Origin of the sequence: Pristimantibacillus sp. PTI5, from assembly GCF_048572955.1 — a bacterium.
In the GTDB taxonomy this organism is placed as follows: Bacteria; Bacillota; Bacilli; order Paenibacillales; family Paenibacillaceae; genus Pristimantibacillus.
The window spans coordinates 6,507,920-6,534,290 of sequence record NZ_CP183886.1; the positions used below are offsets into that span (position 1 = coordinate 6,507,920).

Sequence of the window (26,371 nt, forward strand, 5' to 3'; positions counted from 1 at the left end):
GACCCGAGAGGAGGGGGATGGATGCAGTTTTTGTCCATCGCGTCTGCTTGGTTTGCTGCTGCCTTACCGGCAATCGCAGCCATGTACCTATTAAAGCGAACCTATGAAAATAAAATGATTTCAAGCCATCTGCTTTGGCAAAGAGTGCTTCGGGAGCAAGAAGCGAATCGGCCGTGGCAGAAGCTTCGCAGCCGCTGGCTGCTGCTTTTGCAGCTGTTGATCGCGAGTATATTGATTCTCGCTTTGATGGAGCCTGTTGCAACGAGACCAGCTGCGCCATCCGGACATGCCATCCTGCTCATTGACCGTTCCGCCAGCATGGCTTCAACCCTAAGCACGGCCGATCAAGCCTCTAGCCCTGAATCGACGACCCGGCTAGAATTAGCGATTAAAGAAGCTTTGCAATGGCTTGGCCAGCAAGCGGTAAGCAGGCCGGTCACGGTAATCACGACGGGGTCTCAGCCCGAAGTGCTGGTCAATCGGCAAAGCAACAAGGATGAGATTACTCGGCAGCTGCAGCGCATCGTACCGTTTTACGGGAAATCTGACCAAGCAGCCGCGCTTTCGCTTGCGGATTCCCTTCTGCAGGATGATCCGTCCGGGGAAATCGTTATTTATACGGATGGGCACTGGTCCGATGCCTCGGAAGCGAATAAGCTGCAGCTTCGGGCTCCCACGGTGTTGCACGCAATAGACGGCTCGGAATCTATCCAGAACGTTTCCATTGCGTACTTCGGAATAAAGCCGGCGACAAGCAGCAGCGGCACGGGCAGGGGCGTTATTACTCTCCGGAATGATGGCGAACAGGATCAATCGCTAAAGCTTGAGGTGTATGCGGTTACCGCAGCCGGAGAGCAAATATTAACTGCTGAACCGCTTATTGCCGTTCAAGCAGGCGAATGGGAAAGCGCGGAAGTGAGCGAGCTGCCGCAGGCATTATACTATAAAGCTCAATTTAAGCAGCGCGATGATTTTTTGGCGGATAATACGGCATATCAATTCCCGGCTGTTCCGCGGCAGAGACAAGCGCTGCTCGTAACGGAAGGCAACTTATTTCTTGAGAAAGCGCTGTTGCTTGCCGGCGTGCAAACCGTCAAGATCAGCCCGGACAGCCCAGCGCCTGCAGATGAGCAGGCAAACAAAATCGATTGGATCGTTACCGATGGCCAATACGGTACATTGGCGGCAGACCCAGATTGGTCCAAGCTGCTTGAATCGAAGCCCCTCTGGATGATTGACCATCCGGAACAATCGGATCAGAATGCGGCAGTGCCAGCAAATCATCGCGTAGTGAAGAAAGAGCATACCGTAACTTCGTATCTAACCTTTGCTGACACGCATATCGGCAGGCTCGCAAAGCCCGCTCCGTCCGATGTAACCTGGGGCGAACCGGTGCTCAGCTACGGCGGAATCCCAGCAATCTATGCGGGGACGCATGACGGCATGCCACGTCTACGCTTCACCTTTGATTTCCAAGATACGGATCTTCCGCTGCGTCCCGAATTTCCCGTCCTTATCGTTCAAGCGGCAGAATGGATGAGCGGCGGGCTGCAGCTTGAGCTTGGTTCCTCCACTGCGGAGCAGCAGTTGGAGCTCTCATTTCATTCGGATACCTTTAAAGCGGAATGGGAAACCGTGCAGCTTGCAGCCATAGGAGCTTCTGCCGGGCAAAAGAAATCCGCAGAGCTCGAATTAGATGCACAAGACTTGTACCAAGCCCCTTCCGCTCCGGGATTATATCGACTGATCGAAAAAAACATAGATAATGCGATTGTCAGTGATCGGTTATTAGCGGTAAGCGCCGATCAAACGGAGCTCATGAACCTTGCTGCTTCGGAAGAAAAACTGCGTTTAGTGTCCGGACCGGCGGTCGGGGTACCGGATGCGGCAGAGACGGCAGGTCCAGATCAACCGCCTATACAAAAGCAGAAAGTATCGCTGCAGCTTTATGCAGCTATTTTACTCCTTTTGGTATTGGGTGCGGAATGGGAGGTATATCGCCGTGGGCTTTCAAGCTAGCAACCCTTGGGCGCTTCTACTGATACTGCCGCTGCTTCTTTATGTGTGGTGGATGTCACGAATGACCCTGCGGCTGCGCGGCGGGCGAAAGCTCGTATCGATCATCACGCGAGCCATTATTCTTCTGCTTTTAATCGCCATCATTTCGGATATTCAGCCTTTTACCGTGAGAGAACAGCGCAAAGTTGTATTCGTGGCAGACAGATCAGCGAGCATGCGGGCAGATACACGAATGAGCGAATGGATAAAGGAAGCCTGGTCTTCCAAAGAAAACGAGGATTCAGGCGGCATTGTTTCCTCAGGTCTAAACGCCGCCGTCGAACGAACGTTAACGAAGCAATTATTCGAGGATGAACAAAGCTTTGCGTTCCGGGCAAACCTTAATCCGCACTATACGGATATTTCGCAAGGATTGCAGCTTGCTGCAGCGATGCTCCAAGAGGAGGGCGGAGGCCGAATCGTATTGCTTTCTGACGGGGCGGAAAATACCGGCGATGCCAGGAGGCAAGCCCGTTTATTGAAGAACGTTGGCATTGCCGTTGATGTTGTCCCCATGAAGCCGGAATCGGTGAAGGATACTTCGATCGAGGAACTGAACGTACCTCCCTCGTTAAAGCAAGGCGAGACGTTCGGCTTTGAAATTATGATCAACAGTACGGCTGCCGGACCTGCGCAGCTCCGTCTTTATGCAGATAACGCTGAACTTTCCCTATCCGATATTCAACTCGAAAAAGGCGAAAACCGATTTGCGCTGCAAAGCATCGCGGCGGACCCTGGCTTTCACCGCTTCAGAGCTGAAATATTTGTTCCCGGCGATGAACAGCAGGCTAACAATACGGCACATGCCTTTAGCCGTGTAGGGGGACCGCCGGCCGTCTTAATCGTGGAAGGGGCTCGAGGTTCATCTGCAAATATTGAAGCAGCGCTTCAATCGTCATTAATAAGGTTTGAAACGATTATTCCTGAGCAATTGTCGGTGGAGCTTGCCGAATACGCAGCTTATGACAGCATAATATTGAACAATGTATCGGCGACACGCATTGCCGAGAAGCCGATGGAATGGATTGCGAAGGCAGTCAGCGATTACGGTGTCGGGCTTATGATGCTCGGGGGAGATGAAAGCTTTGGTCTCGGAGGTTATTTCAAAACGCCAATCGAGCGAGCGCTGCCGGTGCATATGGATTTGCAAGGCAAGAAGCAAATTCCGTCTTTAGGGCTCGTTTTGGTTATCGACCGCTCGGGAAGCATGTCCGGCGGGAAGCTGGAGCTGGCGAAGGAAGCGGCAATGCGGACGGTTGAACTGCTGCGCGACACGGATACGGTAGGTGTTGTTGCCTTCGATTCTGCGCCTTGGTGGGTAGTGGAACCGACACAGCTCAAGGATCGTGAAGCAGTCCTTACAAAGATCAAGGGCATTCAGCCGGAGGGCGGTACTGAAATATTTACCGCGCTGAGCACGGGCTATGAAGGTTTAAAAGAACTGGATGCTCAGCGTAAGCACATGATCTTGCTTACGGACGGCCAATCCTCAACATCCGCCAATTACAAAGCGGTTACGGATGCGATGAATGAGGAGAATATGACGCTGTCTACCGTCGCGGTAGGAGAAGGCGCGGATCAACAGCTGCTTAAACGGCTGGCGGATGACGCCAAGGGCCGTTATTATTTTACAAAAGATCAAAGCACGCTGCCTGCTATATTTAGCCGTGAAACCGTAATGATGTCAAGAACCTATATCGTAGAGCAGACCTTTACGCCAAGTATCGGGCAAGCAGGCGATTGGTCAATCAATTGGCGCAATGGACTGCCTGCTATCGATGCCTATATCGCAACTTCACCCAAACAAACGGCAGAGATTGCGCTTTGGACACAAGGCGGTGATCCGCTGCTCGCCCGCTGGCCTTACGGTTCAGGCAGAACGGTCGCTTGGACAAGCGATTTCATGGGCAAATGGTCAAGCCAGTGGGTGCAGTGGCCGGAGTTTCCGAGCGTGTTCGTCGATTGGGTAAAATGGACCTTTCCGCAATTTGAGCGGGCGCCGTATTCCATATCCGCTCAAATGACCGGAAATGAAGCAAAGCTAAGTGTCCGGTCGCTGGCCGATGGCGAAGTTGCCGACAGCAGGCTATCCGCGGGAATTCAAGACCTAGCTGGCAACCAAGAAATAAAACGGCTGATGCCGGTTGCACCAGGAGAATACGAAGCCAAGCTTACCGTATCGGAGCCAGGCGTATATTTAGCGCAGATTGGACAAAAGTCCGATGATGCTTCTATACAGAACGGGAGTACGGCTGGATTTGTGATTCCCTACTCGCCGGAGTATCGTATTGCGAATAAGGATGGACCTGCGCTGCTGGAGCAAATCGCAGCAACGACGGGGGGAAGGGTCATCGACCCTTCCGATCCGAGGATGGCCTTTCAATTTAATCCGCAGCCATCGAGGCAGGTTTATGATTGGACGCGCATGCTGCTTATTTTAGCACTAATGTTATGGCTGCTCGATATTGCGATTCGAAGACTATCCATTCCTTGGGAACGAATGATGGCAGGCTTCAAACGGCTTTTCCAGTCTAATAAGCTTTCTCTTTCAGGGGCAACAAAAACGACTATCGAAAGATCGGCTTCGTTTAGCTCTTTGTCTAGGCTGAAGGAACGTAAAACGGAAGCTAATCGTTTCTACGGGAACGGCGCCAGCTCGACGAAAGCATCCGAATCGAGACCTGTGGCGAGATATGACTCCGCCCCTTCAGCCGAGAACAGGATCAATCGGGAAAGCCCGGAGAACAGCCCGGCCGGGCAAAAAAACGAAGCAGCAAAGGACGCCACGATCAACCGGTTATTGGCCGCGAAAAATAAAAACAGGCGTTAAAAGCCGTTTCGTAGTTAAAAAGCCGCCGTTCGAATTGGAAGGTACCGTCCAAAATGCCTGCTGCTTTTGTTTTACTTAATGAAACAACAGCAAGATAGACATAGGCATATCAAAGCGATACAATGCTTGTATACGATTAAACATAAGCAACGCTTGAAGGGATGAGTCAAATGTATCCAGAAATGACGGCAGCTGAGCTTGCAATCCAGCTGAAAGAAGACAAACCATTAAATCTTGTCGACGTTCGTGAGCCGGACGAGTGGCAGGACGGCCATATTAAGGAAGCACGGAGCATTCCGTTGTCTGAGCTTCAAGAGCGAATCAATGAGCTTAAGCAAGGCGATCAAGACATCGTGTTGATTTGCCGCAGCGGCGGACGCAGCGGGAAAGCATGCGATTTCCTGCATGCGCAGGGCTATAAAGTCGTCAACGTAACCGGTGGAATGCTCCAATGGCCGGGTGAAGTCGTTTACGGCAAATAAGTAATCATTTTAGAAGGCAAGTTTGCATGGTGATATAAAAAGCCCTTAAGGGCTTTTTATTTTTATTTAGGGATACAAAGCCAATGCTCAGGGTAAAATCATATCCGATTATTTTTATGTGACTTTGGAAGCGACAACTTGAGAGGATGAAAAAACATGTCAATTAACGAATTTACGGATGAACAAATCCATGATTGGAATGCGATTGTGAAAAGCGCAGTATCCATGGAGCTGAGAGTGAGTAACGCAGATGTGCAAAATACCGTCAAAATGATGGAAAAGCATGGTTTTAAGTCCAAAGGGTTATGGGCATCTATGGAGTTGCCAGAGCATACGGTCATTAATTTTTGGAAGAAAGAGCTCATTAAAGATTCGAAAGAGTAACGGAGAGGCTTTTTAACGCCGGCAAGCAGGTGCTGATGCGTTGAAACCTATTGGATATATTTTTACGGTTATTTGAGGTATTCTTAATACTACATGCGGTTACAGAATAAAATACTTTAGGTACTAATGTCATCATAGAAGTAAAGGATTGGGTGATTGAAATGATCGTCATCAAGACAAACGAAGAAATCATGAAAATGAAAAAAGCGGGTGAAATCCTGGCTGCCTGCCATCGGGAGCTGCGCACATTCATTCGTCCCGGGATAACCACGCTCGAAATCGATCAGTTTGCCGAGAATTTTATCCGAAATAATGGAGCGACACCGGAGCAGAAAGGATACCATGGCTATCCGTTTGCTACCTGTACCTCGGTCAATGATGTGATTTGCCATGGCTTCCCGAGTAAAACAGAGCTGGCTGAAGGCGACATCATTACCGTCGACATGGTCGTTAATTTGGACGGCTGGCTCGCGGATTCAGCTTGGTCATATGCAGTCGGCAGCGTATCCGATGCATCTCGCAAGCTGCTGGATGTGACGAAGGAGTCGCTTTACAAAGGAATAGAACAGGCGATAGTCGGTAACCGAATCGGTGACATTTCACATGCAATCCAAGCCTATGCGGAAGGGCAAGGTTTTTCGGTTGTAAGGGATTTTATTGGTCACGGTATCGGACAGAAAATGCATGAGGAGCCACAGGTACCGCATTACGGCCCGCCGCAGCGGGGGACCCGTTTAAAGGCCGGCATGGTGCTGACGATTGAACCGATGCTGAATACGGGGAAATACCACAGCAAAATCGATCAAGACGGATGGACCGCCAGAACGGTTGACGGCGGTTTGTCAGCCCAATACGAGCATACGCTCGCGATAACCGAGAATGGTCCGATCATCTTAACTGAGCAATAGTACGCGCCTATATCCATGGCAGAGAAAAAATAGTTTTTGAAAAATACAGGCTGACGTCTCAGACGTAAGCCTGTATTTTTTTGTTACTAGAGAAAGAGCAGCCGATTACTGATGATTTCCTGCAATATTCATAAAATAGCCTCTTTTTGGAAAGTATTAATGTCGTACATAATACAGATCATTTGCTAACGCATTGGAAGGAGGGTTGAAATGGCCAAATCATTCGCGATCAGTCCGACTCAGCTGTTCTCCACCATCATTTTGTTCGAATTCGGTACGGCATTGGTGCTTCCGATTGGCCTGGGGACGGGGTCTAACGCGTGGTTATCGATACTGCTGGCGATGCCCGGGGGCATTATGATTTATTTGCTTTATGTTTATTTTGAGAAACAATATCCAGCACTAATTATCAGCGGCTATATGCAAAAAATCGTCGGGCTTTATATCAGCTGGCCGGAGCATAATCATGAGAGTCAGAGGCAGAACCGCGCACAGGAGCCAGCGCTTCCATTAACCCGAGTTTTGCCGATAATATTAACTTCATCAAAAATGAACTGGGTAACAGTCCGGATATTATCGGTAGGCTTCTTGAGATCGGAGCGAACCAGACGCAAGCAGGTGCGGTTTATTTGGACGGCATTACCGATAAGGAGATGGTTTATCAATTTATTCTCCATTCCCTCATGATTGATGCAGGAGCCGGCGTCAGTTTAGATAAGGATCAAAGCGTACACACGGAGAAGTCACCCCCGTATACTAACATCGAAACGAAAGGAATGGCTATATTTTCGAAGGGGAAGCTCGCAGCTTGGCTGGATGGCAAAGAAGCCCGAGGCGCTTTATGGGGATTAAATAAAATGAAAACACGGTCATCAACATTGCTTGCGGGGACAAGAAAGAAGCGATATCGCTTGAGATTATCCGCTCAACGACCAAAGTGAGGACGGAGATGTTAAATGGTAAACCCGTATTATCGCTGCGAGTTAAAGAAGAAAGTAATTTAAGCGAAGCGAAATGTTCGATCAATCCGGACAACCGTGATGAAATTATAAAGCTGCAAAAGCAGTTAACGGAAGAAACGAAGAAAGAAATCGAAGCCGCTTTAAAAGTAACCCAAAACAAGAAAAGCGATATTTTCGGTTTCGCGACCGAATTGGAGCGCACCCATCCAAAGGAATGGAAGAAGATGAAGAAAAACTGGCCAGACCTCTACTCTCAAAGCGAAGTGAAAGTAAGCGTGGAAGCCTATGTCAGGCGGACAGGCTTAAGAATCAAGTCTTATATGAAACCCGAGAATGAGTAAGCGGCGCAATGCTGCAATGCATTTAATTCGTTTTTGCTTTCTTTTTTTTATTCATAATGCTGATGAGAGGCATTGCGAATGGAAAAACGAAGGCAGCAAAAACGATTATTTTTTCATGAAAAGTGATTACGGTGAAGGAATGGAGTATAATGCGCACCGCTTTGGATAAAGGGATTCCGGATAATACGTCCATGAAAATTAAGAAAGCGATGGAGCAAAGGAAGAGCATAATATAAACAGCCAATGATTTCATGGATTAACCATCTCCTTCTGCAGATTTCATGTCATAGGTATGTTTTCCAATGGCCTTGGTGAAAATCCGTCTCGGACTCAAAAACGATAGAGATCTTAACTGCGAATGTTTATTTTCAGGCTAATCAATCTTGACACTGCAAATCTTATCCTGTATAAATACATTTAAGCAATCAATTGGAAATGAAAACATTGACGAATGGAACAGTAGTCTATGACAGATAGTCGCAGCGAGCCGGGTAAGTGGAAGCCGGTACGGATGTCTTAGATGAAGCGGGTCCAGGAAATGGTTTGCCGAACCGAAAGTGTTGCAGCAGTAGGCAAATCCGGTCATCGACCGTTACGAAAACGAGGGTCAACCCGTTATTTGGGCATGGCACTTAGAGTGGTACCGCGGGATCTTTACAGCTCTCGTCTCTTATTTAAGAGACGGGGGCTTTTTTTTATTTTAAGCTTAATTTTTCGCTTGATTATTCGATGGGAGGCATCCGCATGGTTCATGAACAAATTATTAGCGCTATAGAAGAAACGGCGCAAAACCTGCTGCAGGAGGCGAGTACAGCAAAGCCGGAGCAGCTGAAAATCGCTGTCGAGCATCCCGTCAGTCTCGCGCATGGAGATTACAGCAGCAACATAGCGATGCAATTGGCTAAGGTGTTGAAGCAGTCGCCTCTGCATATCGCGAATGAATTTAAACAAAGGCTGCTCAATCATCCAAGCCTTACCGCAGCGTTAGCAGGCATTGAGGTTGCTCCCCCAGGGTTTCTTAACTTTTATGTGAATTGGTCCTGGTGGGCAGAACAATCGGTCCAGCCTGCTGTCATTAATCTGTCCGCCAACCGAAAGGTGCTTGTCGAGCATACGTCTATCAATCCCAATAAATCGGCTCATATCGGTCATTTAAGAAACTCCTGCGTGGGCGATACGATCGCGCGAATGCTGAGGAGAACGGGGTACCAGGTCGAGGTGCACAACTATATCGATGATCTGGGAAATCAACTGGCGGATACGGTGGTCGGAATCCTTCAGACCAAGCAAGCTCTGCCGCATGAACGTTTTGGGGATTTTTGCTGGGACACGTACGCAAGCATCAATAAGGCCTATAAGGAAAAGCCCGAGCTGCTGATCGAGCGTACAAAAGTGCTGACAGAGCTGGAAGAAGGGCATTCGAATACAGCTAGGCTTGGCCTGCTCGTTGCAGAGCGTATCGTAAGAGAGCATATCGAGGATATGAGGCAGTTCGGCATTGCATACGATGTCCTTGTTTGGGAAAGCCGTATTGTGCGCGAAGGTTTTTGGACCCGCGCATTCGAGCTGCTGCAGGCGACGCAGCTTTTCCATCAAGAAACCGAAGGGAAGCTTCAGGGATGTTGGGTGCTCAAGCATTCGGAAGGTAAAGATGAAGTTGAAGAGCAATCTGAATTTCATGCGGATAAGGTGCTCGTTCGCTCAAATGGTATCTTAACTTATACGGCAAAAGATATTGCGTACCATCTCTGGAAGTTTGGGCTGCTCCAACAAGATTTTCGTTACAAAAAATTTGCGGACCGCCTTTGGACGACGCATTCCAGCGGAGTGAAGAAGAAAATCGGCCATGCCGACATCGTTATTAACGTGATCGACCAGCGTCAAGAATATCCGCAAGCCATGGTCAAGGAAGCTCTGCTTGCGCTGGGCTATCGGAAGCAGGCCGAGCAATTGCGTCATGTCAGCTACGGAGTCGTATCGCTCAGCCCGGAAACGGCAAAGGGTCTCGGTATCGATATTTCTGATGGAAAGCATGCCTATGCGATGTCCGGGAGACAAGGCATCGGCATCAAAATCGCGGAGTTTCTAGAAAAAATGGAGCAGATGATTGCCGCAAGCAGATCGAAAAAAAGCGGCTTATCCAGTCATGCGATCGCTGCAGCCTCGATCCGTTATTACTTGCTCCGCTTCCATTTGCAGACGGAGATCGTCTTTGATTTGGAGCAAGCCATGGAGGTAACCGGGAATACCGGTGTGTACTTGATGTATTCCTACGCGCGCTCGAGCCGAATTCTGAAGAATGCCGGCGAGTCTTCATTTAATAGTGCTTGCTTGCAGGATCTAAGCGCGCTCCAACCGCAGGAGCACTCGTTTCTAAGACAGCTGGCCTATTGGCCCGAAACGCTGCAGTCGGCCGTAATCGAGCTTTCTCCCAACCAGCTTTGCACGTATGTATATGAGCTGTCTACAATATTCAACCACTTTTATGCTACATGCACGGTACTGAAGGCAGAGGGCCAAACCAAAGACTTGCGCATTTGGCTCACCGGGCGCTATAAGAACACGATGAAGGACGCGCTTGACATCTTAGGGCTTCCAACGCCGAACCGCATGTAGCCGCAAGTTCCATTCATGCAAACCGAATGCCTGTCATATAGTTAAACGCGGAGGTACAGGCATATAGGTCAATGAATGGAAGGCGGGTGCTTAGATTGGAGCATGCAGTCAATCAGAATGAGTCGGAAAAAGACCTAACGATAGATTTCGCGGTGCATGGCATGAGCTGTTCTGCCTGTGCGGCTAGGATAGAGAAGGCGGTCAGCAAAATGGAAGGCGTTCAAATGGCTGCCGTCAGCTTTCCGCTGCGAACCGCATGGGTGCAGTTTAAGCCTGAACGAGTGGAAGCGAAGCAAATCGCCGAGAGAGTACAGCAATTGGGATTTTCGGCTTTGCTGAATGAAACCGCAAAGAAGGGCTTAAGAAAGGAGCATGATATTCTCAGGCTGAGGCTGGCCGTATCCGTACTTCTTACGCTGCCGCTTTTAACCGGCATGCTGCAGCATATTCCGCTGCTAGAGCCCTTGCTTCAATACTTGCCGGGCTGGCTGAGTCTGCCTTGGCTGCAGCTATTGCTTGCAACGATCATTCAATTCGTGATCGGTTTGCCGTTTTATTTTGGCGCGTACCATGCAATGCGCGAGCGCAGCGCGAATATGGATGTGCTTGTCGTTATCGGGACGACCGCAGCTTATTTGTACAGCCATTACGCGGTGTTTCAAAATGGCTTGTTTCGCCCGCTTGCCGAGACGGCTGCCCATGCTCCGCCATTGTATTTTGAGACATCTGCGGTCGTTATGACTGCCGTGCTGCTCGGCAAATACATTGAAACCTCCGCGTCGCTTAAAGCGCAGAGCGGATCTGATGGGTATAGCAAGCTGCAAAGCCAAACGGCCGCCGTTGAGAGGGCAGGCGAAATTGTGCATATTCAGACGGAATTCGTAAGAGCTGGCGACATCGTCATCGTAACGGCAGGCGAAACCATACCGGTAGACGGTGTGATTACCGCTGGGCATTCTGCTGCCGACGAGTCTTTGTTAACCGGAGAGAGCTTGCCGGTCAGCAAGCGCGAGGGGGATCAGGCATGGGCCGGAACGCGAAATGAAACGGCGCAGCTTCGTATCCGGACGCGGGCTGCCGGCCATGATACGATGCTGAACCGCATTCAGGAGCTGGTCCGGCAGGCCCAGCGCTCGAAGTCGGCGATCCAGCGCAATGTCGATGCGGCAGCAGGCTGGTTCGTCCCGGTTATGCTGGTCTTTGCGCTTGTAACCGTCTTGATGTGGGGATTATTTCTTGATCCGGGTGACTGGAGCAAAGCGTTCATTTGCGGAATAGCCGTCCTGCTGGCTGCTTGTCCTTGCGCGCTGGGCCTAGCTGCTCCTATCTCGTTAGTTATCGCTTCCGGAAGGCTGGCCAAGCAAGGAATAATCGCGAAGGAAGCGGGAGCGCTTGAACGATTGGCGGGCATTCAAACGATTATTTTTGATAAAACGGGGACTTTAACTGAAGGCAAGCCGCAGGTCAGCGCATTTTTGGCCGTTAAAGGAAACCGCGCAGCGCTTCTGCGGATGGCTGCTGCTGCTGAAGCGGAATCGGCGCATCCGCTCTCTGCCGCGATTCGGCAAGAAGCAAATAAGCTTGGACTAGTCATTCCGGCTTCCAGCAATCACGTATTTACCCCGGGTGGCGGTGTGGAAGCCGTAATCAATGAACAGAAATTCGCGATTGGCAACGCTGGATTCGCCGGAGAACGAAAATGGCCGGTAAGCAGCGAGGTCATTGCTTTCGCAAAGTTTCATGAACAATTAGGGGAGACGGTCCTCTATCTGGCGATCGACGATCATTGCGCAGGCGCAATCGCATTCAACGACAGAGTTAAAGCCAATGCCAAAGAAACGGTAAAACAATTAAAGAAACTGGGTGTTGCAGCTGTTCTTGCTACTGGAGATCATGAGGCGCCGGCGCATGCTGCAGCAAAAGCGGCAGGCATCGCGCAGGTGCATGCCTCCATGCTGCCCGAGAGTAAGCTGGAGCTTGTCGAGAGCCTAAAGAGAAAAGGGAAACGCGTAGCAATGGCAGGCGACGGCTGGAATGACGCACCGGCCTTGGCTGCTGCAGATGTCGGCCTTGCCATGGGAGAAGGGACAGACGCCGCGCTTAGCGCGGGCCATATGACATTGTTATTTTCAAGGCTGCAGGCGATCCCTGAAGCGATTAGAATCAGCAGGCTGACGATTCGCAACGTTAGGCAAAATTTATCATTTGCTTTTGTATACAATGTAATCGTCATCCCGTTTGCGGCATTTGGCTTGCTGGAGCCATGGATGGCCGGCACTGCGATGGCGCTAAGCTCGGTGTCCGTAGTCGGGAACGCGCTGCGGCTGTCGGGCCAGCTTAAGAGAAAGTCCGAGGCCATCCAATGACGCTTACGTGGCAGCAAATGGGTTTTATCATTTTAACCGGCTTGTTCAGTGCGCCGCACTGCATTGGGATGTGCGGGGGAATCGTGTCGGCCGTGTCTCTTAATTCCGCGGCGACGGTGAGAAAATCGATGCTGCTGTATAATGCCGGACGCATTGTTTCCTACACCTTGTTTGGCGCAGTAATGGGCGCCGTTGGCTCCTTTGTTGATGTGGCGGGCAAATTTGCCGGCGTCCAAGGCTTAGCATCTATTATCGGCGGCTGTTTGTTGCTTTTGTGGCTGTGGCGCAGATTTCAGCTGCCGCTGATGAACCGGTTATCGACATTCCTTCACAAAAGGTTAGCTGGCGGCGCTGGGCGTTCCAAGCAGCAAGAAACCATGCATTTGCTTGCGACGGGAATCGCTTTCGGGTTCCTTCCGTGCGGACTGACTTATGCGATGCAGATGACAGCCGCCTCGACAGGCTCCGGCCTGGAAGGCGCAGCTGTCATGGCATTGTTCGGTTTATCGACCTTCCCCGCATTAGCGCTTGCTGCGACAATCGCTGCTTTTGCTAATAAGAAATGGCGCAGGCTAATGCGCAAGGCAAGCCTTGTGACCGCGATAGCAGTCGGCGTCATTTCGATTTTGCGCGGGCTTGCCGTCAATGGCGTAATTCCGTCGATTAATCCGTGGCTGTGGTAGACTCTAGTGGACTGCACGCAGAAGCCTAACGACGGTATAGGAATGGTCATCCATTTCGAGCGTTAAGGTTGCCTTCCAAGTGCCGGCCATTAACGGTATGCCTTCGCCTTCGTATTTGCCCGGAGCAGCTTCTGCCATTTCGAATTGATAATCGCCGCAAACCATATTGAGCATATCCAGCTTAACATGAATGGACGCATCCTTAACGGGGCTGCCATTTCGATCGGTCACATCGATTTTAAAGCTGTTGCGTTGAAGTACTTTGGCTGGATAGGCGTCAATGGTCCATATGATATTGCCATTTTCGAATGTATGCTCTGTAACGGGCGGAGGCGGGGCATCGTTCGGACGCAGCCAAATCAATGCCCCGCCGGCCAGAAGCGCAATGATTATGAAAACAAGTACGAACTTGAGCAAAGGCGAACGTGCGTTATGACTCGGCAGCATGACAGCTTATCATCTCCTTTGTTCAGGTGTTTTTGGAAGCAGCTCATCTAAATTACCTATGCAGGCGATGAATGATGCAGAACGTGTTAAGAAATGGTTAGAAGCATCAATGGCATTGGACAAATTTCAAGAGACGGTGTATATTAACATCTGATCATTTCATAGTTTATAGACAGGTGCGGATAGGAGCATAACCGATCAGGAAGCGAAAGCTTACGATACTCCTTGAGGCTTAATAGGGAAGCCCGGTGTAAATCCGGCACGGACCCGCCACTGTAAGGACGCGCAGCAGTATCTTAATCGTACTGTGCTGTCCGAGTCAGAAAATCTGCCTGTCTTGTTATACACTCTAACCTACGTGGACTTAGGTACGGTGTTGGAGAAGCTTGCCGCTTAGCTATTTATGTAAAAGCGTATGAAAGCATTTCTGGCACATTGGCCAGGGATGCTTTTTTTATTTATACGTAATAAAATAATAGGGGTGCAGTAGAGGATGAACCGAATGAACCGCAATACGATGAAGTTTTTGCTAGGCTTGCTGCTTGTCATGATGCTAGTGGTTACGAGCGCGTGCGGAGCAAACAAGAATGCCGACAATCAGAGTAACAATCAGGCAGCCAATGCGGAGCAACCCGCAACGACTGAGCCGACGCCGGACGCGTCAGCCCAAACCACGGTATATCCATTGACAATGAAGGATGACACCGGGACGGAAATTACTTTTGAAAAGCAGCCTGCCAAGGTGGTTACGCTTGTTCCGAGCGAAACGGAAACGATTTATGCCATTGGCTCGGGAGAGCAGGTGGTGGGCGTCGACCAATGGAGCGATTATCCGGAAGAGGCAGCCTCGAAGCCGAAGGTCGGCGATATGACGACCAATATAGAAGCTGTCGTTGCTTTGAATCCTGATCTCGTGCTTGCGTCTTCGTCGCTGAATACGGAGGCGATTACGAAGCTGCGCGCGCTGAATATTGCGGTGTATGCGACAGATCCGCTGACCTATGATGCCGTTATTGCCAAAATCGAGAATTTAGGTCATATTATGAATAAACAGTCCGAAGCAACAGCCGTAGCCGACCATATGCGCGAAGTGAAGCAGCAGGTTTCGGATGCCGTAAAAGATGCAGAGAAAAAGAAGGTTTATTTAGAATTTTCGCAAGGGTGGACAGTTGGCTCGGGCACATTCCTTGATGAGCTGCTAGGTTTGGCAGGAGGGAACAACATCTCTGCGGGCTCTCCAGGCTGGTACGAGGTTAACGCTGAAGAAGTTGTGACCCAAAACCCTGAGCTCATTATTTATCCTGATTTGAAGGAGGACCCGAATCCGATCGTTGCCGGCATCGATAGCCGCCCAGGCTGGGATGTCATCGATGCGGTGAAAAACAAGCAAATGTTCGCGGTGACCGAGAACCCGCTCGTTCGCGTTGGCCCGCGGCTTGCGGACGGTTTGCTTGAGCTTGCTAAAGTGATTCACCCGGATCTCGTGAAATAATCCTATGACCTATAAACTCGTTTGGTATGGAGGAGCAGCTATGCTCCTTCTTGCTGTTTCTATCGTTGTTAGTTTGACCATTGGCTCATCCGGCATATCGGTTTGGGATGTGTGGGGCATTATGCTGCATCAGCTGCCTTGGCTTTCGGATAAGCCTACATCCTATACGGCGGGAGAAATCGCGATTGTCACGCAGGTCAGACTGTCCCGCGTGCTGCTGGCGGTTCTTGTCGGCGCATGCCTTGCGCTTGCAGGCGCAGGCTTTCAAGGGGTGCTTCGCAATCCTTTAGCCGATCCTTATACGCTTGGCGTAGCCTCGGGCAGCTCGGTAGGCGCCGCATTTATTATCTTGTTCGGGCTGCAAACGGCGCTTGGGATGTGGACGATTCCGCTTGTAGCCTTTGGAACGGGAACGGTTACGCTGCTTGGCGTTTTTTGGCTTTCACGCAATAAAGGGATTATGCATATTGAAACGCTCATTCTCTCCGGGGTCATTATTCAATCCTTTCTAGGCGCCTTTGTTTCATTTATGGTTTCGATGTCTGAGGGAGTCGTCAATCAAATTTTGTTTTGGTTAATGGGCTCGCTTGCCATGAGAAGCTGGGATAACGTGTATATGCTTATCCCGTTTCTTGCGCTTGGATTGCCGCTGCTGATCGCCTATGGCCAATCACTCAACTTATTTGTTTTGGGAGAACGGCATGCGGCCCATCTAGGCGTTAATGTAGAACGGACAAAGCTCGTTGTGTTAATCGGCTCCACGCTGCTGACGGCGGCGGCTGTTTCTGTGTCCGGCGTTATCGGTTTCGTAGGTTTAGTTGTGCCGCATTTGATTCGTTTATTGGTGGGACCGGACTATCGCTTCATTACCCCTTTGTCAGCGATCGGAGGCGGAGTGTTTGTCCTATGGGCAGATACGCTTGCAAGGATGGCATTAACGCCAAAAGAAATTCCGTTAGGTGTCGTAACCGCACTGATCGGAGCGCCGTTCTTTGCTTTTTTGCTGCATAGGCGGAAGCTGAAGCAAGGAGGCTCGATATGATAGAGGCGCACAACATTACTCAAACCGTTCAGGGTCGAGTTGTGCTGAACGGACTTTCCTGTACGTTTCAGAAAGGGCGGATGTACGGCATCATTGGTCCGAATGGTGTTGGCAAGTCAACGCTCCTGCAGGTGCTGTCGGGCGTCGAACGGCCAAAAAGCGGCGAAGTAAGGCTTGCCGGAATCCCCTTAGCCTCCTATCCGCGCAAAGAATTGGCCAAGCAGATGGCTGTTCTGCAGCAAAGCGGTCTTCCTCCGGTCGGCTTCTCGGTGCGCGAGGTTGTAAGCATGGGAAGGTATCCGTTTCAGAATTGGCTGGGTAGCGACGAGAAAGATTCAGAAACAATCGTTAATGAGGCACTTTCCGCAATGGGGCTGCAAGAGCTGGAGCATCGCAAAATGGATCAGCTGAGCGGCGGGGAACGCCAGCGCGTGGCTCTGGCTAAGGTGATGGCGCAGGAGCCGTCTATTATTTTGCTGGATGAGCCAACAACCTACTTAGATATAGGCTTTCAGGTGCAGCTGCTTGATACGGTGCGGGCATGGCAGCAGAGGCGGGATCTTACCGTTATCGCCGTTCTACATGATTTAAACCTAGCCGCGCTATATTGCGATGAGCTGGCCGTGCTTCATCAAGGAAAGGTTGCCGCCGCTGGAACGCCGCATCAGGTGCTTACTCCGTCACTCATTGAGCGGGTATATGAGACAACGACAACCGTCATCCCCCATCCCGTGACCTCAGCGCCTCAAATCATGCTGCAGCCGAATTATAGATCCGAAAAGTAAAATAAGAGAGTAGGAACGATTGCCATGGCAAACGATTTATACATACAGCTATTAGAAACCATTAAGCGAATCAAACCCTTCAACGAAGAGGCTGCGGCTCAAGCCGCGCGTCACTCGGATTCCTTAACGAAGCCGCCCGGCAGTCTGGGCAAGCTGGAAGCGATTGCGTCACAAATCGCTGGCGTCTCAGGGCAGCTTTGGCCGGATTTATCGCGTAAAGCGGTTATTGTTATGGCGGGCGACCATGGTGTCTGCGAGGAAGGAGTAAGCGCGTTTCCGCAGGCAGTAACTCCGCAAATGGTACTGAACTTTTTGAACGGAGGAGCGGCTGTCAACGTATTGGCAAAGCAGGCGGGAGCAGAGGTCATTTGCGTGGATATCGGCGTGAATGCCGATCTTGAGCATGATCGGCTTGTAACCCGGAAGATTGTGCGGGGTACCGCCAATATGGCCAAGCAAGCGGCAATGACAAGGGAAGAAGCCCTTCAAGCGGTCATGGTTGGCGTTGATATTGTTAATGAACAGGTAACGCAAGGGATCCGACTCTTTGCTACGGGCGAAATGGGCATTGGCAACACGACGGCAAGCGCGGCTCTGACTACGGTATTAACCGGGTTATCGCCGGAAGAATCAGTAGGGCGGGGGACGGGAATTGACGACGCGAGCTGGTTAAACAAGGTGGAGGTCGTGAAACGGGCGATTGCCGTGAACGGGCTGGATTCTGCGGATGCAGATCCGATCGATGTGCTGGCTAAGGTTGGCGGCGCCGAGATCGCGGGACTTGCGGGCGTCATACTCGGCGCGGCAGCGAATGGCTGCCTAGTCGTTATCGACGGCTACATTTCTTCGGCGTCAGCGCTCGTTGCGTCACGGATCGCAAAGCAAGCAATGCCTTATATGGTGGCCTCGCATCTTTCACATGAACAAGGTCATTTAAAGCTGCTGGAATCGATGGGTTTACTGCCGATGATGCAGCTGGAGATGAGGCTTGGCGAAGGTACGGGCGCCGTATTGGGTTTTCATTTTATTGACGCAGCGCTGCTTCTTATGAAGGAGATGGCAACTTTTGAGAGCGCGGGCGTATCCAAGGGTTAGGTGATGTCAGTTGGCAGTATTGGTAACAGGCGGGGCGCGAAGCGGCAAAAGCAGCTTTGCGGAGCAATATGCGATGAGGGTGGCGGGGCGCGGAATTTATATCGCAACCTGCCAGCCCTATGATCATGAAATGCAGGAGCGGATCACGATCCATCAGAGTGACCGCAAGGATTCCGGCTTTCGCTGGGAAACGCTCGAGGAACCATTCGATGCAGCGGAGCAGCTTATCCGATTAGAGAAAGAAATCACCCGGGATGTGGGTAAGGGAGACAAGCCGCCAGCCGTTTTGCTTGATTGTCTAACGTTGTGGCTGACGAATTGGCTCTTGCGCATCGAGCAGGAGGCTTTGGGGGCTTCCCGTCTGGAGCAGGAAATCTCAAAGCTGCTTGAAGGGATTCAAAGCTATCCTCATCCTTTGGTTATCGTCACGAACGAGGTCGGAGACGGAATCGTTCCGGCTTATCCGCTTGGACGCGTGTTCCGGGATGAAGCGGGTCGCCTGAATCAAAGGGCAGCCGCTATCTGTGATCGCGTTTTCCTTGTAACGGCAGGGATACCCGTTGAATTGAAATCTCATGCTTTTAGATGGGAGCAATTATGATATTTTATTCCTTCAAGGAGCTGTTTCTGCTAACAGGAGCCGCACTCGCGATCGATTGGATGGTGGGCGATCCCAAATGGCCGACTCATCCGGTCATTTGGATCGGGCGATTCATTCGTATCGCGGAACGCTTTCTCCAGCCGGAGCGCTGGAAGCAGCATCCTGCAGCAGTGCGGGGGTTAGGAATCGCATTAACCATAATGACGCTAGCGATCAGCTTCGGATTCATGTGGCTGCTCGTTTGGACAGCGGATGCCGTACATCCATGGCTCGGTTATGCGGTAAGCGCTTGGTTTATTTCAACCACGATAGCGGTTAAAGGGCTCAAGGAAGCCGCTATGCTGGTATATCAACCATTGGCTTGCGGCCGGCTGGATGAAGCGAGAAAATATGTCGGTTACATCGTTGGGCGGGACACGGCGAAGCTGGATGAAAGGGAGGCCTCGCGGGCGGCGGTCGAGACGGTTGCCGAGAATACCGTCGACGCGCTCGTGTCCCCCTTTATATTCGCATTAATCGGTGGCGCTCCGCTCGCTATGCTTTACCGCGCAGTAAATACGCTCGATTCCATGGTTGGCTACCGGAATGAAAAATATAAATATTTCGGTTGGTTCTCCGCACGAACGGATGATGTTTTCAATTATATCCCGGCACGGATTACAGGCGTAATGCTTACGATTTCCGCAATGTTCGACCGGAGAATGAGCGCCAAGGATGCGCTGCGTTCCATTCGGGCCTTTGCCCGCCTTCATCCAAGTCCAAACAGCGGGATTCCGGAATCCGCGGTTGCGGGAGCGATTGGCATAGAACTTGGCGGCAGCAATACCTATTTCGGCGTTGCCAGCGAACGGGCCCGAATGGGTTGGCCGAAACGCAAGCTTGCCGCAGGAGATATTGTGCTCGCGGTTCAATTGTTGTATCGGGTTAGCTTTATATTATTCGCGGGGGTGATTGCAGGTTGGTTCATCGTGAATTAAAGCTGCAGGCGCAAGCCCTTGTCGCTGCGTTTCAGTTTTTAACGAGGTTCCCGGTTCCCGTGTCGGTTCCCTTTCATGGAGCCGTTTTGTCGCGAAGCGTGGTATATTTTCCTATCGCCGGCGCAATGATTGGCGCTTGCTTATATGCCTTTGCTTGGTTGTTAGCTCTTTTTGTACCTGCTTGGCCAGGTGCGGTTCTTCTGCTTATCTTCTGGACCGCGTTAAGCGGCGGCTTGCATCTTGACGGCTGGATGGATACCGCGGATGGCGTGCTCAGCCATCGTTCCCGTGAGCGAATGCTCGAAATCATGAAGGACAGCCGGGTAGGCGCAATGGGCGTGCTTGCGGCCGTATTTCTACTGTTGTTTAAAGCTTCGCTGCTGGCCGAGCTTATGCAGCATGAGAATATCAAGCTTTATGGACCGCTGCTTGTGGTCATCCCGATGTGGAGCCGGGCTTGGATGAGTACGGCGATTGCCGGTTGGCCGTTTGCCCGGAAGGGCGAAGGAATAGCTATTTTATTCCATGAGGTGAAACATGCTCAAGCCGCCGCTGCGCTCCTCTTGCCCGCTGGTGCTACGGCGCTTGTTTTAAGGTTTGCCGGAATGGGGAGTGAAGATTCGCTTCATTGGCTGCTGATCTTTGCTTTTTGTACGTTTAGTGTTGGAGGAATACTTGCAGCTTGGTTAAATCATAAGCTAGGCGGCTTAACGGGTGATACCTATGGAGCGATGAACGAAGCCATAGAAGCATCGCTGCTGTTTGCCGCGGTGATTTGGCTGCATGCTTAATTGAAAAGGAGCTGGACGGATAGATGTTGGAAAGATACGGTCATGGGGGCGATTTACGGACCGCAGAAGAAGCCTTTGATATACCAGCCCATAAGTTTATTGATTTCAGCTCGAACATGAATCCGCTGGGACCTCCGCTGAGCGTGAAGCAAGCGCTTCATTCTTATGCGGAGGTCATTGGGCAATATCCTGATCCGGCGGTGCGCGGTTTACGACGAAAGCTCTCCGAGCTGCATGATATCGATGAGCAATCCATTGTGGTTGGCAATGGCGCTGCGGAATTGATTGATTTAATCGTGCGGGCGCTCCAGCCCAAATTAACGACGCTGGCCATTCCATGCTTTGATGAATACGGTGACGCGATACGGAAAATCGGCGGAGCAATCTATGAAATCAAGCTTTCGCCGAGCAATCAATTTGAATTGGATTTAGATTCGGAGCATTTATGCGGAGCCGCGGAAACGGGTTCATTGTTTATGCTGGGCTCTCCTAACAATCCGACGGGTCAGCTCGTGGATCCGGAGCTCATCCGCACGCTTTTGAGAAAAGGCGCTTATGTGGTCGTAGATGAAGCATTCATGGACTTTGTGCCGGAAGAATCGCGTTACAGCCTTCTCAGGGAAGCGACAAGACATGAAAGGCTGTTTGTTATACGCTCGATGACTAAGTTTTATTCCATACCCGGCATTCGCCTGGGGTATATTGTCGGCATGCCGAGAACGCTAAGCGGGTTAAGGCGATTGCAGGTGCCCTGGAGCGTGAATTCGCTGGCTCAGTTAATAGGCGAAGCCGTGCTGGACGAGACGGATTATGCGGACCGGACGATAGCATGGCTGGAGAAGGAGAGACCGTGGTTAATCGGGAAGCTCCAGGCGATCGGCTTCGAGGTGAATCCTAGCTCTGCCAATTATTTGCTCGTTCGGATTCCCAAAGATGCCGGGATTAGCGCAAGCATGCTCCAGCTCGAGATGGGCAAGCAAGGCGTACTGATCCGCGATGCTTCGAGATTTTCCGGACTTGATCATACCTATATTCGCGTGGCCGTCAAGCTCCGGAAGCAAAATGAACAGCTGCTGGCAGCATTAGAGCATTGCATGAATCGGTATAGGAGCCGTGGTGTTTAATGTCATTAAATGAACGGGAATGTTCTAAAAAGGATACGCTGCCAGCCAGAACGATAATGATTCAAGGCACGGCGTCTGATGTAGGCAAAAGCTTGATCACAGCTGCGTTATGCCGTGTTTTTACCAACGACGGCTGGCGAACCGCGCCATTTAAATCACAAAATATGTCTTTAAACTCTTATGTTACTTGGGAAGGGAAAGAAATAGGACGCGCGCAGGGGATGCAGGCGGATGCCTGCGGAATCTTGGCAACGACCGATATGAACCCGATCCTGCTGAAGCCGACCGGCGAGATGTCCTCACAGGTCGTCGTGCATGGCGAACCTCTGCGTGACTATGATGCTTCCGAATACCGGGAGAACTATTTGCCTGCAGCCGGCGGAATCGTAAGGGAAGCGCTGCAGCGATTGCGAGAAACGCATGACATTGTCGTACTGGAAGGAGCGGGGAGTCCCGCTGAGATTAATTTGAAGGACCGTGACATCGTCAACATGCGGATGGCGGAGTGGGCAGACGCTCCGGTTATCCTCGCTGCCGATATTGACCGGGGCGGCGTGTTCGCATCCATCGTCGGTACCCTGGAGCTATTAGAGCCGGAGGAACGTGACCGGATCGGCGGTTTTATCATTAACAAATTCCGCGGCGATGTTTCCCTGCTCCAGCCTGGCCTGGATTGGCTGGAAGCGCGGACCGGCAAGCCAGTGATTGGGGTGCTGCCTTTTATGCCGGGCCTTGAGCTGGAAGACGAAGATTCATTATCCCTTAGCAAGCAGCATGCTTATGAGCAGATAGATGCCGCGAACGAGATGCGCGAGCTGGATATCGCGGTTATCCGATTGCCCCGTATTTCGAATTTTACGGATATGGACCCGCTGCGATTCGAGAAGGATGTACGGCTTCGATACATTGAGCATGCCGAGCAATGGGGATATCCGGATGCCGTCATCCTTCCCGGCAGCAAAAATACGATCGAAGACATGATCTGGCTGAAGGAAACGGGACTGGCCGCTTGCGTGCAAAAGCATGCTGCCGGAGGCGGCGCGGTGGTAGGCATATGCGGCGGTTACGAAATGCTTGGCACCCGGCTTTATGATCCGCTCCATGTAGAATCGATGGTAAATGAAACGGATGGGCTGGGCCTATTTCCGTTCGAGGTTCGTTTTGCAGCGAAAAAAAGAACGGTTCGTGTTGCAGGGACAGGACAATTGAACAAAAGAAGCTCACCTGCTCGCATTGAGGGTTATGAAATCCATATGGGCGAGGTTATCTGGCATCATGATAAGACGTCAATCCATGTCCATCGGCCATTCCAAGTGAAGGAACAACGGTTGGGGACTGATCTTAATGCTACTTCCAGCCTTACGCCAGAAGGCGCGAGCTCGCAGGACGGCAAGCAATGGGGAACGTTTATCCATGGCATTTTGCATAACGATAATTTTCGAAGGCTTTGGTTAAACCGCTTACGGGAAGCAAAAGGATTATCAAGCTTGCCAGCGGATTTGCGGTTTCATGAAAGACGTGAAGCTGCGTTCGACCGTCTAGCGGAGCATGCTAGCCGTTATCTGAATATGCCCCTTATTTACGGGATGCTTGGACAATCGAAGGAGGGTAAGCCATGACGCAGCCCTTCCGTCACGGGAATCTTTATGAATCCAAGCTCTGGAACGGGCTAAGCCTTCAGCTGCTTGAAGATCGAATTGAGTTAGCTCTGCTTGAAAACCTGCACGCGCTGAGCAGCGCGGTCCATCCGGGAGGATTCTCTGACGCAAACCGTATCATTAACTGGAAGGTGCCGCTTACCTACCAATGCGATGATCCTGTCCGCGATATCGTGAAGCAGTGCAAGGCATGGGAATGCAACCCGGATACCACGGTCGGTTTGATTACGGCGGCGAAGCTGACGCATGCTTCCGTAGCGGAGTTCGAAGGCGACCGCTTCAAGCTCTTATGCTGCACAACGGTTGGCACGCGTAATGCCGCGAGAGCGGGCAAGCCCCGCAGCACCTTTTCGGCCTATTCGGCGGGTACGATTAACGTGATTGTTTTGATCGATGGGCAAATGACGGAAGCTGCTATGGTAAATGCCGTTATAACCGCAACGGAAGCCAAATCAGCCGCATTGCAGCAGCTGAGGATAATTGAAATGGCGACTGGGGACATAGCGACCGGAACGACGACGGATGCTATCGTGATCGGCGTTACGCAATCGGCAAGCTGGAATGCCGTGCATGCCTATGCAGGCGCTGCGACAACCATTGGCTGCAGCATTGGAGAAGCTGTTTACGAGACTGTTCTTGAAGCTGCGAGTACCCAAGATGAAGAGTAGCATCGAACCTCGGTGAGCGGCGTTTGGTAAAGATTATTTTCGTTCACTGGATTTAAACCTGGAAGCAAGGACGCGCAAATTTGAGAACCTTCTCCTCCATAAAAACGAAAGCAATGCCCCCAAAAAATAGATTTAGATTATTACAGCAGCCGCGATATCGTGTAAAATAGGTGAAGTTGAACATTCGACCGTGCTACGACTTACGCAATATTCAGAATGGAGGACTTATCCTTTGATACGGATTGTAGGCTATACGAAACAAAAAGAATGGTTGACCGACCTTACGATGGATGACCTAAAGTCGACCGAGCTGGATTGGTATTGGGTTGATTTCAACAATCCGAAGGAAAACGAGTGCAGGCTGCTGGATTCCTTCTTCCACTTTCATCCCCTCGCTATCGAGGATTGCTACCATTTGCTGCAGCGGCCCAAAATAGACCATTACGACGATGTTCATTTTTTTGTGCTGCACGAGGTGGAACGGAAGACCTTAACGGTGAATGAAATCAATATGTTCATCGGTCCGAATTATATCGTAACGTTTCATTACGAGCCTTCGCCAGAAATTGAGGAAGCACGTATTAAGCTGATGGGCAGCAAGAAGATCGGCGAGAAGGGGCAGCTCTATGCCGCTTATCTCGTGATGGACAAGCTGGTGGATCAATATTTCCCTGCCGTGCATGAGCTCGAGGATCAGCTGCTAGATATGGAAATCGGCAGCGACGAGGGCCAAAGCCAAACGCTGATGACCGATATTTACAACATTCGGTCCCGGCTGCTGCGCCTGCGCAAAACGATTATACCGATGAGAGATTTGTTGTACCGCCTGACGAATTCGGACCGTATTGACGGCATGGGAAATTATTTGGCTTTTTACCATGATATTTATGACCATTTGCTTAAATTGTCCGAGATGATGGATACGAGCAGGGAAATGACTGCCGACCTGCGGGACAATTATATCTCGGTTAATTCACATCGTATGAATGCAATTATGAAGACCTTGACCGTCATTACGACGATATTTATGCCTTTGACGTTTTTGGCCGGCATATACGGAATGAACTTTAGCAACATGCCAGAGCTGGAATGGAGCGGCGGATATTTTACGGTCATATCGGTTATGTTCGCGATCGGAATCGGTATGTATGCTTGGTTCCGCCGCAAGGGCTGGTTTAAATGATTAGAATTAAGGAGATTGGTCCGCAATGGAGATGAAAGAGCCTGCTCGGCTGAGCAGAAAAAAAATGTTTGCGGTCATCGGTATTTTGGCTGGAATCCTGATTGCACTAGTTATTATGCTCTATTTGATGATTATCGCGCTTGGCAACCGCAACGAAGCTAATTTATTGGAAGCGGGGCAAGCGCTGCATTATACCTATGATTCGCATAACGCGCCCAACGGAATGACGCTGCATGTGCTCAAGACGAGACCAGCCGACGTAACGCTGGAAACGATTAATAACAATATTACGCTGTCAGGCAAGGTCGGCATAAACGGCGGCTTTTTTTATGGCGAGCAATTGCTGAGCATCGGAGTGGTAGACAGCATTCCGGTCAACAAAGAGATAGGAAGTTTCGGCACAGGCAGCGAGAACGTGAAATATGCCCGAGGAACTCTAGTTTGGGATGGCGCCTCGGACCTGCTGAGCGTGCAGGTCGCAAGCAAAGCTTCCGAACTTAAAGTGAAGGATCATACGCGGTTTTGGGCGCAAGGCGGGATCAGCATGAGCCTGGGTGACGATGCGCGCTGGGTCGAGCAAACCGTGAAAGAAAATGCACCGTTTCCCGGCGATGACCGGCTGCGTTCGGCAGCCGTTTACGATGAAGCGGGCATGTTGTATTTAATCGTGAGCGAAACCAAGGGAACATTGGCCTCATTTAGGGAAGCCATTATTCAAACCGTTGGCGAGGGTAAGCTGGTTGACGGGATTTTTCTCGACGGTGACGGTTCATCCCAGCTATTAAGCAGCGATGCATCGCTTCCAGGCGATAACCGGCCGGTCGTGCAGATGATAAGAATCGTAAAATAAAATGGCTAAAGGTGAGGGAGCAATCAGT

The 26,371-nt window shown here is 50.8% G+C and carries 22 protein-coding genes, 1 pseudogene, 1 riboswitch and 1 other annotated feature; of the genes and pseudogenes, 22 read left to right on the forward strand and 1 reads right to left on the reverse strand.

Annotation, left to right across the window (positions count from 1 at the left end):
- Positions 1–21 precede the first annotated feature (21 nt).
- The 10 genes and pseudogenes from ACN6MW_RS28835 to ACN6MW_RS28880 all read left to right on the forward strand — a co-directional run bounded on the left by ACN6MW_RS28835 (position 22) and on the right by ACN6MW_RS28880 (position 13,630).
- Positions 22–2,019: a vWA domain-containing protein gene (locus ACN6MW_RS28835; RefSeq protein ID WP_419873185.1), complete on the forward strand. Its 1,998-nt coding sequence runs from the start codon at positions 22–24 to the stop codon at positions 2,017–2,019.
- A complete protein-coding gene (locus ACN6MW_RS28840) occupies positions 2,003–4,888 on the forward strand; it encodes a VWA domain-containing protein (protein ID WP_419873186.1) in 2,886 nt (961 codons plus the stop codon). The genes ACN6MW_RS28835 and ACN6MW_RS28840 overlap by 17 nt, the downstream gene beginning before the upstream one ends.
- Before the next feature lie 170 nt (positions 4,889–5,058).
- Entirely contained in the window at positions 5,059–5,370 is a 312-nt protein-coding gene (locus ACN6MW_RS28845) for a rhodanese-like domain-containing protein (protein WP_419873187.1), read from the forward strand.
- Positions 5,371–5,526: 156 nt separating this feature from the next.
- Entirely contained in the window at positions 5,527–5,754 is a 228-nt protein-coding gene (locus ACN6MW_RS28850; protein ID WP_419873188.1) for a hypothetical protein, read from the forward strand.
- A 161-nt stretch (positions 5,755–5,915) separates the two neighbouring features.
- Positions 5,916–6,662, forward strand: coding sequence for a type I methionyl aminopeptidase (map, locus tag ACN6MW_RS28855; protein WP_419876476.1), 747 nt, complete (start codon positions 5,916–5,918; stop codon positions 6,660–6,662).
- A gap of 210 nt (positions 6,663–6,872) precedes the next feature.
- Positions 6,873–7,349 carry a GerAB/ArcD/ProY family transporter gene (locus ACN6MW_RS28860; protein WP_419873189.1) on the forward strand — a complete coding sequence of 159 codons (477 nt, stop codon included), beginning with the start codon at positions 6,873–6,875 and terminating at the stop codon, positions 7,347–7,349.
- Positions 7,350–7,438: 89 nt separating this feature from the next.
- Positions 7,439–7,965: pseudogene (locus ACN6MW_RS28865) on the forward strand (Ger(x)C family spore germination C-terminal domain-containing protein).
- A gap of 438 nt (positions 7,966–8,403) precedes the next feature.
- Positions 8,404–8,639: a binding site (T-box leader), on the forward strand.
- Between the two features lie 70 nt (positions 8,640–8,709).
- Positions 8,710–10,581 carry an arginine--tRNA ligase gene (locus ACN6MW_RS28870; protein WP_419873190.1) on the forward strand — a complete coding sequence of 624 codons (1,872 nt, stop codon included), beginning with the start codon at positions 8,710–8,712 and terminating at the stop codon, positions 10,579–10,581.
- 95 nt (positions 10,582–10,676) lie between these two features.
- Positions 10,677–12,947, forward strand: a complete 2,271-nt coding sequence (locus ACN6MW_RS28875; RefSeq protein WP_419873191.1) for a heavy metal translocating P-type ATPase — start codon at positions 10,677–10,679, stop codon at positions 12,945–12,947.
- Positions 12,944–13,630, forward strand: coding sequence for a sulfite exporter TauE/SafE family protein (locus tag ACN6MW_RS28880; RefSeq protein WP_419873192.1), 687 nt, complete (start codon positions 12,944–12,946; stop codon positions 13,628–13,630). The genes ACN6MW_RS28875 and ACN6MW_RS28880 overlap by 4 nt, the downstream gene beginning before the upstream one ends.
- Before the next feature lie 3 nt (positions 13,631–13,633).
- On the opposite strand, the gene ACN6MW_RS28885 is transcribed toward ACN6MW_RS28880, so the two are convergent.
- On the reverse strand, positions 13,634–14,077 hold the full coding sequence (locus ACN6MW_RS28885) for a FixH family protein (protein WP_419873193.1): 444 nt from the start codon (positions 14,075–14,077) through the stop codon (positions 13,634–13,636).
- Positions 14,078–14,260: 183 nt separating this feature from the next.
- Positions 14,261–14,428: riboswitch (cobalamin riboswitch) on the forward strand.
- Between the two features lie 142 nt (positions 14,429–14,570).
- Between ACN6MW_RS28885 and ACN6MW_RS28890 the strand changes: the two genes are divergently transcribed.
- The 12 genes from ACN6MW_RS28890 (at position 14,571) to ACN6MW_RS28945 (ending at position 26,343) form a co-directional block, all read left to right on the forward strand.
- On the forward strand, positions 14,571–15,569 hold the full coding sequence (locus tag ACN6MW_RS28890) for a helical backbone metal receptor (protein ID WP_419873194.1): 999 nt from the start codon (positions 14,571–14,573) through the stop codon (positions 15,567–15,569).
- Between the two features lie 40 nt (positions 15,570–15,609).
- Positions 15,610–16,611, forward strand: a complete 1,002-nt coding sequence (locus tag ACN6MW_RS28895) for a FecCD family ABC transporter permease (protein ID WP_419873195.1) — start codon at positions 15,610–15,612, stop codon at positions 16,609–16,611.
- Entirely contained in the window at positions 16,608–17,396 is a 789-nt protein-coding gene (locus tag ACN6MW_RS28900) for a heme ABC transporter ATP-binding protein (protein WP_419873196.1), read from the forward strand. The genes ACN6MW_RS28895 and ACN6MW_RS28900 overlap by 4 nt, the downstream gene beginning before the upstream one ends.
- Before the next feature lie 24 nt (positions 17,397–17,420).
- Positions 17,421–18,491, forward strand: a complete 1,071-nt coding sequence (cobT, locus tag ACN6MW_RS28905) for a nicotinate-nucleotide--dimethylbenzimidazole phosphoribosyltransferase (RefSeq protein ID WP_419873197.1) — start codon at positions 17,421–17,423, stop codon at positions 18,489–18,491.
- 10 nt (positions 18,492–18,501) lie between these two features.
- Positions 18,502–19,092, forward strand: a complete 591-nt coding sequence (gene cobU / locus ACN6MW_RS28910) for a bifunctional adenosylcobinamide kinase/adenosylcobinamide-phosphate guanylyltransferase (RefSeq protein ID WP_419873198.1) — start codon at positions 18,502–18,504, stop codon at positions 19,090–19,092.
- Positions 19,089–20,069 carry an adenosylcobinamide-phosphate synthase CbiB gene (cbiB, locus tag ACN6MW_RS28915; RefSeq protein ID WP_419873199.1) on the forward strand — a complete coding sequence of 327 codons (981 nt, stop codon included), beginning with the start codon at positions 19,089–19,091 and terminating at the stop codon, positions 20,067–20,069. Before cobU ends, cbiB begins: the two co-directional genes overlap by 4 nt.
- The gene (gene cobS / locus ACN6MW_RS28920; RefSeq protein ID WP_419873200.1) at positions 20,051–20,860 is read left to right on the forward strand and encodes an adenosylcobinamide-GDP ribazoletransferase; all 810 of its coding nucleotides are present in this window, start codon (positions 20,051–20,053) and stop codon (positions 20,858–20,860) included. Before cbiB ends, cobS begins: the two co-directional genes overlap by 19 nt.
- A 23-nt stretch (positions 20,861–20,883) precedes the next feature.
- Positions 20,884–21,984 (forward strand): threonine-phosphate decarboxylase CobD, encoded by a 1,101-nt coding sequence (gene cobD, locus ACN6MW_RS28925; protein ID WP_419873201.1) that lies wholly within the window; start codon positions 20,884–20,886, stop codon positions 21,982–21,984.
- On the forward strand, positions 21,984–23,603 hold the full coding sequence (locus ACN6MW_RS28930) for a cobyric acid synthase (RefSeq protein WP_419873202.1): 1,620 nt from the start codon (positions 21,984–21,986) through the stop codon (positions 23,601–23,603). Before cobD ends, ACN6MW_RS28930 begins: the two co-directional genes overlap by 1 nt.
- Entirely contained in the window at positions 23,600–24,310 is a 711-nt protein-coding gene (locus ACN6MW_RS28935) for an adenosylcobinamide amidohydrolase (protein ID WP_419873203.1), read from the forward strand. Before ACN6MW_RS28930 ends, ACN6MW_RS28935 begins: the two co-directional genes overlap by 4 nt.
- Positions 24,311–24,542: 232 nt before the next feature.
- The gene (gene corA, locus ACN6MW_RS28940) at positions 24,543–25,493 is read left to right on the forward strand and encodes a magnesium/cobalt transporter CorA (protein ID WP_419873204.1); all 951 of its coding nucleotides are present in this window, start codon (positions 24,543–24,545) and stop codon (positions 25,491–25,493) included.
- A gap of 25 nt (positions 25,494–25,518) precedes the next feature.
- A complete protein-coding gene (locus ACN6MW_RS28945; RefSeq protein WP_419873205.1) occupies positions 25,519–26,343 on the forward strand; it encodes a hypothetical protein in 825 nt (274 codons plus the stop codon).
- The last annotated feature ends 28 nt before the right edge of the window (positions 26,344–26,371 follow it).

Bases quoted from the DNA above. Each gene is read 5' to 3' on its own strand.
- ACN6MW_RS28900 (WP_419873196.1), top strand. From the start codon at position 16,608: ATGATAGAGGCGCACAACATTACTCAAACCGTTCAGGGTCGAGTTGTG.
- cobT (WP_419873197.1), top strand. From the start codon at position 17,421: ATGGCAAACGATTTATACATACAGCTATTAGAAACCATTAAGCGAATC.
- ACN6MW_RS28870 (WP_419873190.1), top strand. From the start codon at position 8,710: ATGGTTCATGAACAAATTATTAGCGCTATAGAAGAAACGGCGCAAAAC.
- ACN6MW_RS28845 (WP_419873187.1), top strand. From the start codon at position 5,059: ATGTATCCAGAAATGACGGCAGCTGAGCTTGCAATCCAGCTGAAAGAA.
- ACN6MW_RS28895 (WP_419873195.1), top strand. From the start codon at position 15,610: ATGCTCCTTCTTGCTGTTTCTATCGTTGTTAGTTTGACCATTGGCTCA.
- ACN6MW_RS28885 (WP_419873193.1), bottom strand. From the start codon at position 14,077: ATGCTGCCGAGTCATAACGCACGTTCGCCTTTGCTCAAGTTCGTACTT.
- ACN6MW_RS28945 (WP_419873205.1), top strand. From the start codon at position 25,519: ATGGAGATGAAAGAGCCTGCTCGGCTGAGCAGAAAAAAAATGTTTGCG.
- ACN6MW_RS28850 (WP_419873188.1), top strand. From the start codon at position 5,527: ATGTCAATTAACGAATTTACGGATGAACAAATCCATGATTGGAATGCG.
- ACN6MW_RS28935 (WP_419873203.1), top strand. From the start codon at position 23,600: ATGACGCAGCCCTTCCGTCACGGGAATCTTTATGAATCCAAGCTCTGG.
- ACN6MW_RS28890 (WP_419873194.1), top strand. From the start codon at position 14,571: ATGAACCGAATGAACCGCAATACGATGAAGTTTTTGCTAGGCTTGCTG.
- ACN6MW_RS28860 (WP_419873189.1), top strand. From the start codon at position 6,873: ATGGCCAAATCATTCGCGATCAGTCCGACTCAGCTGTTCTCCACCATC.
- map (WP_419876476.1), top strand. From the start codon at position 5,916: ATGATCGTCATCAAGACAAACGAAGAAATCATGAAAATGAAAAAAGCG.
- ACN6MW_RS28835 (WP_419873185.1), top strand. From the start codon at position 22: ATGCAGTTTTTGTCCATCGCGTCTGCTTGGTTTGCTGCTGCCTTACCG.
- cobD (WP_419873201.1), top strand. From the start codon at position 20,884: ATGTTGGAAAGATACGGTCATGGGGGCGATTTACGGACCGCAGAAGAA.
- ACN6MW_RS28880 (WP_419873192.1), top strand. From the start codon at position 12,944: ATGACGCTTACGTGGCAGCAAATGGGTTTTATCATTTTAACCGGCTTG.
- ACN6MW_RS28930 (WP_419873202.1), top strand. From the start codon at position 21,984: ATGTCATTAAATGAACGGGAATGTTCTAAAAAGGATACGCTGCCAGCC.
- cbiB (WP_419873199.1), top strand. From the start codon at position 19,089: ATGATATTTTATTCCTTCAAGGAGCTGTTTCTGCTAACAGGAGCCGCA.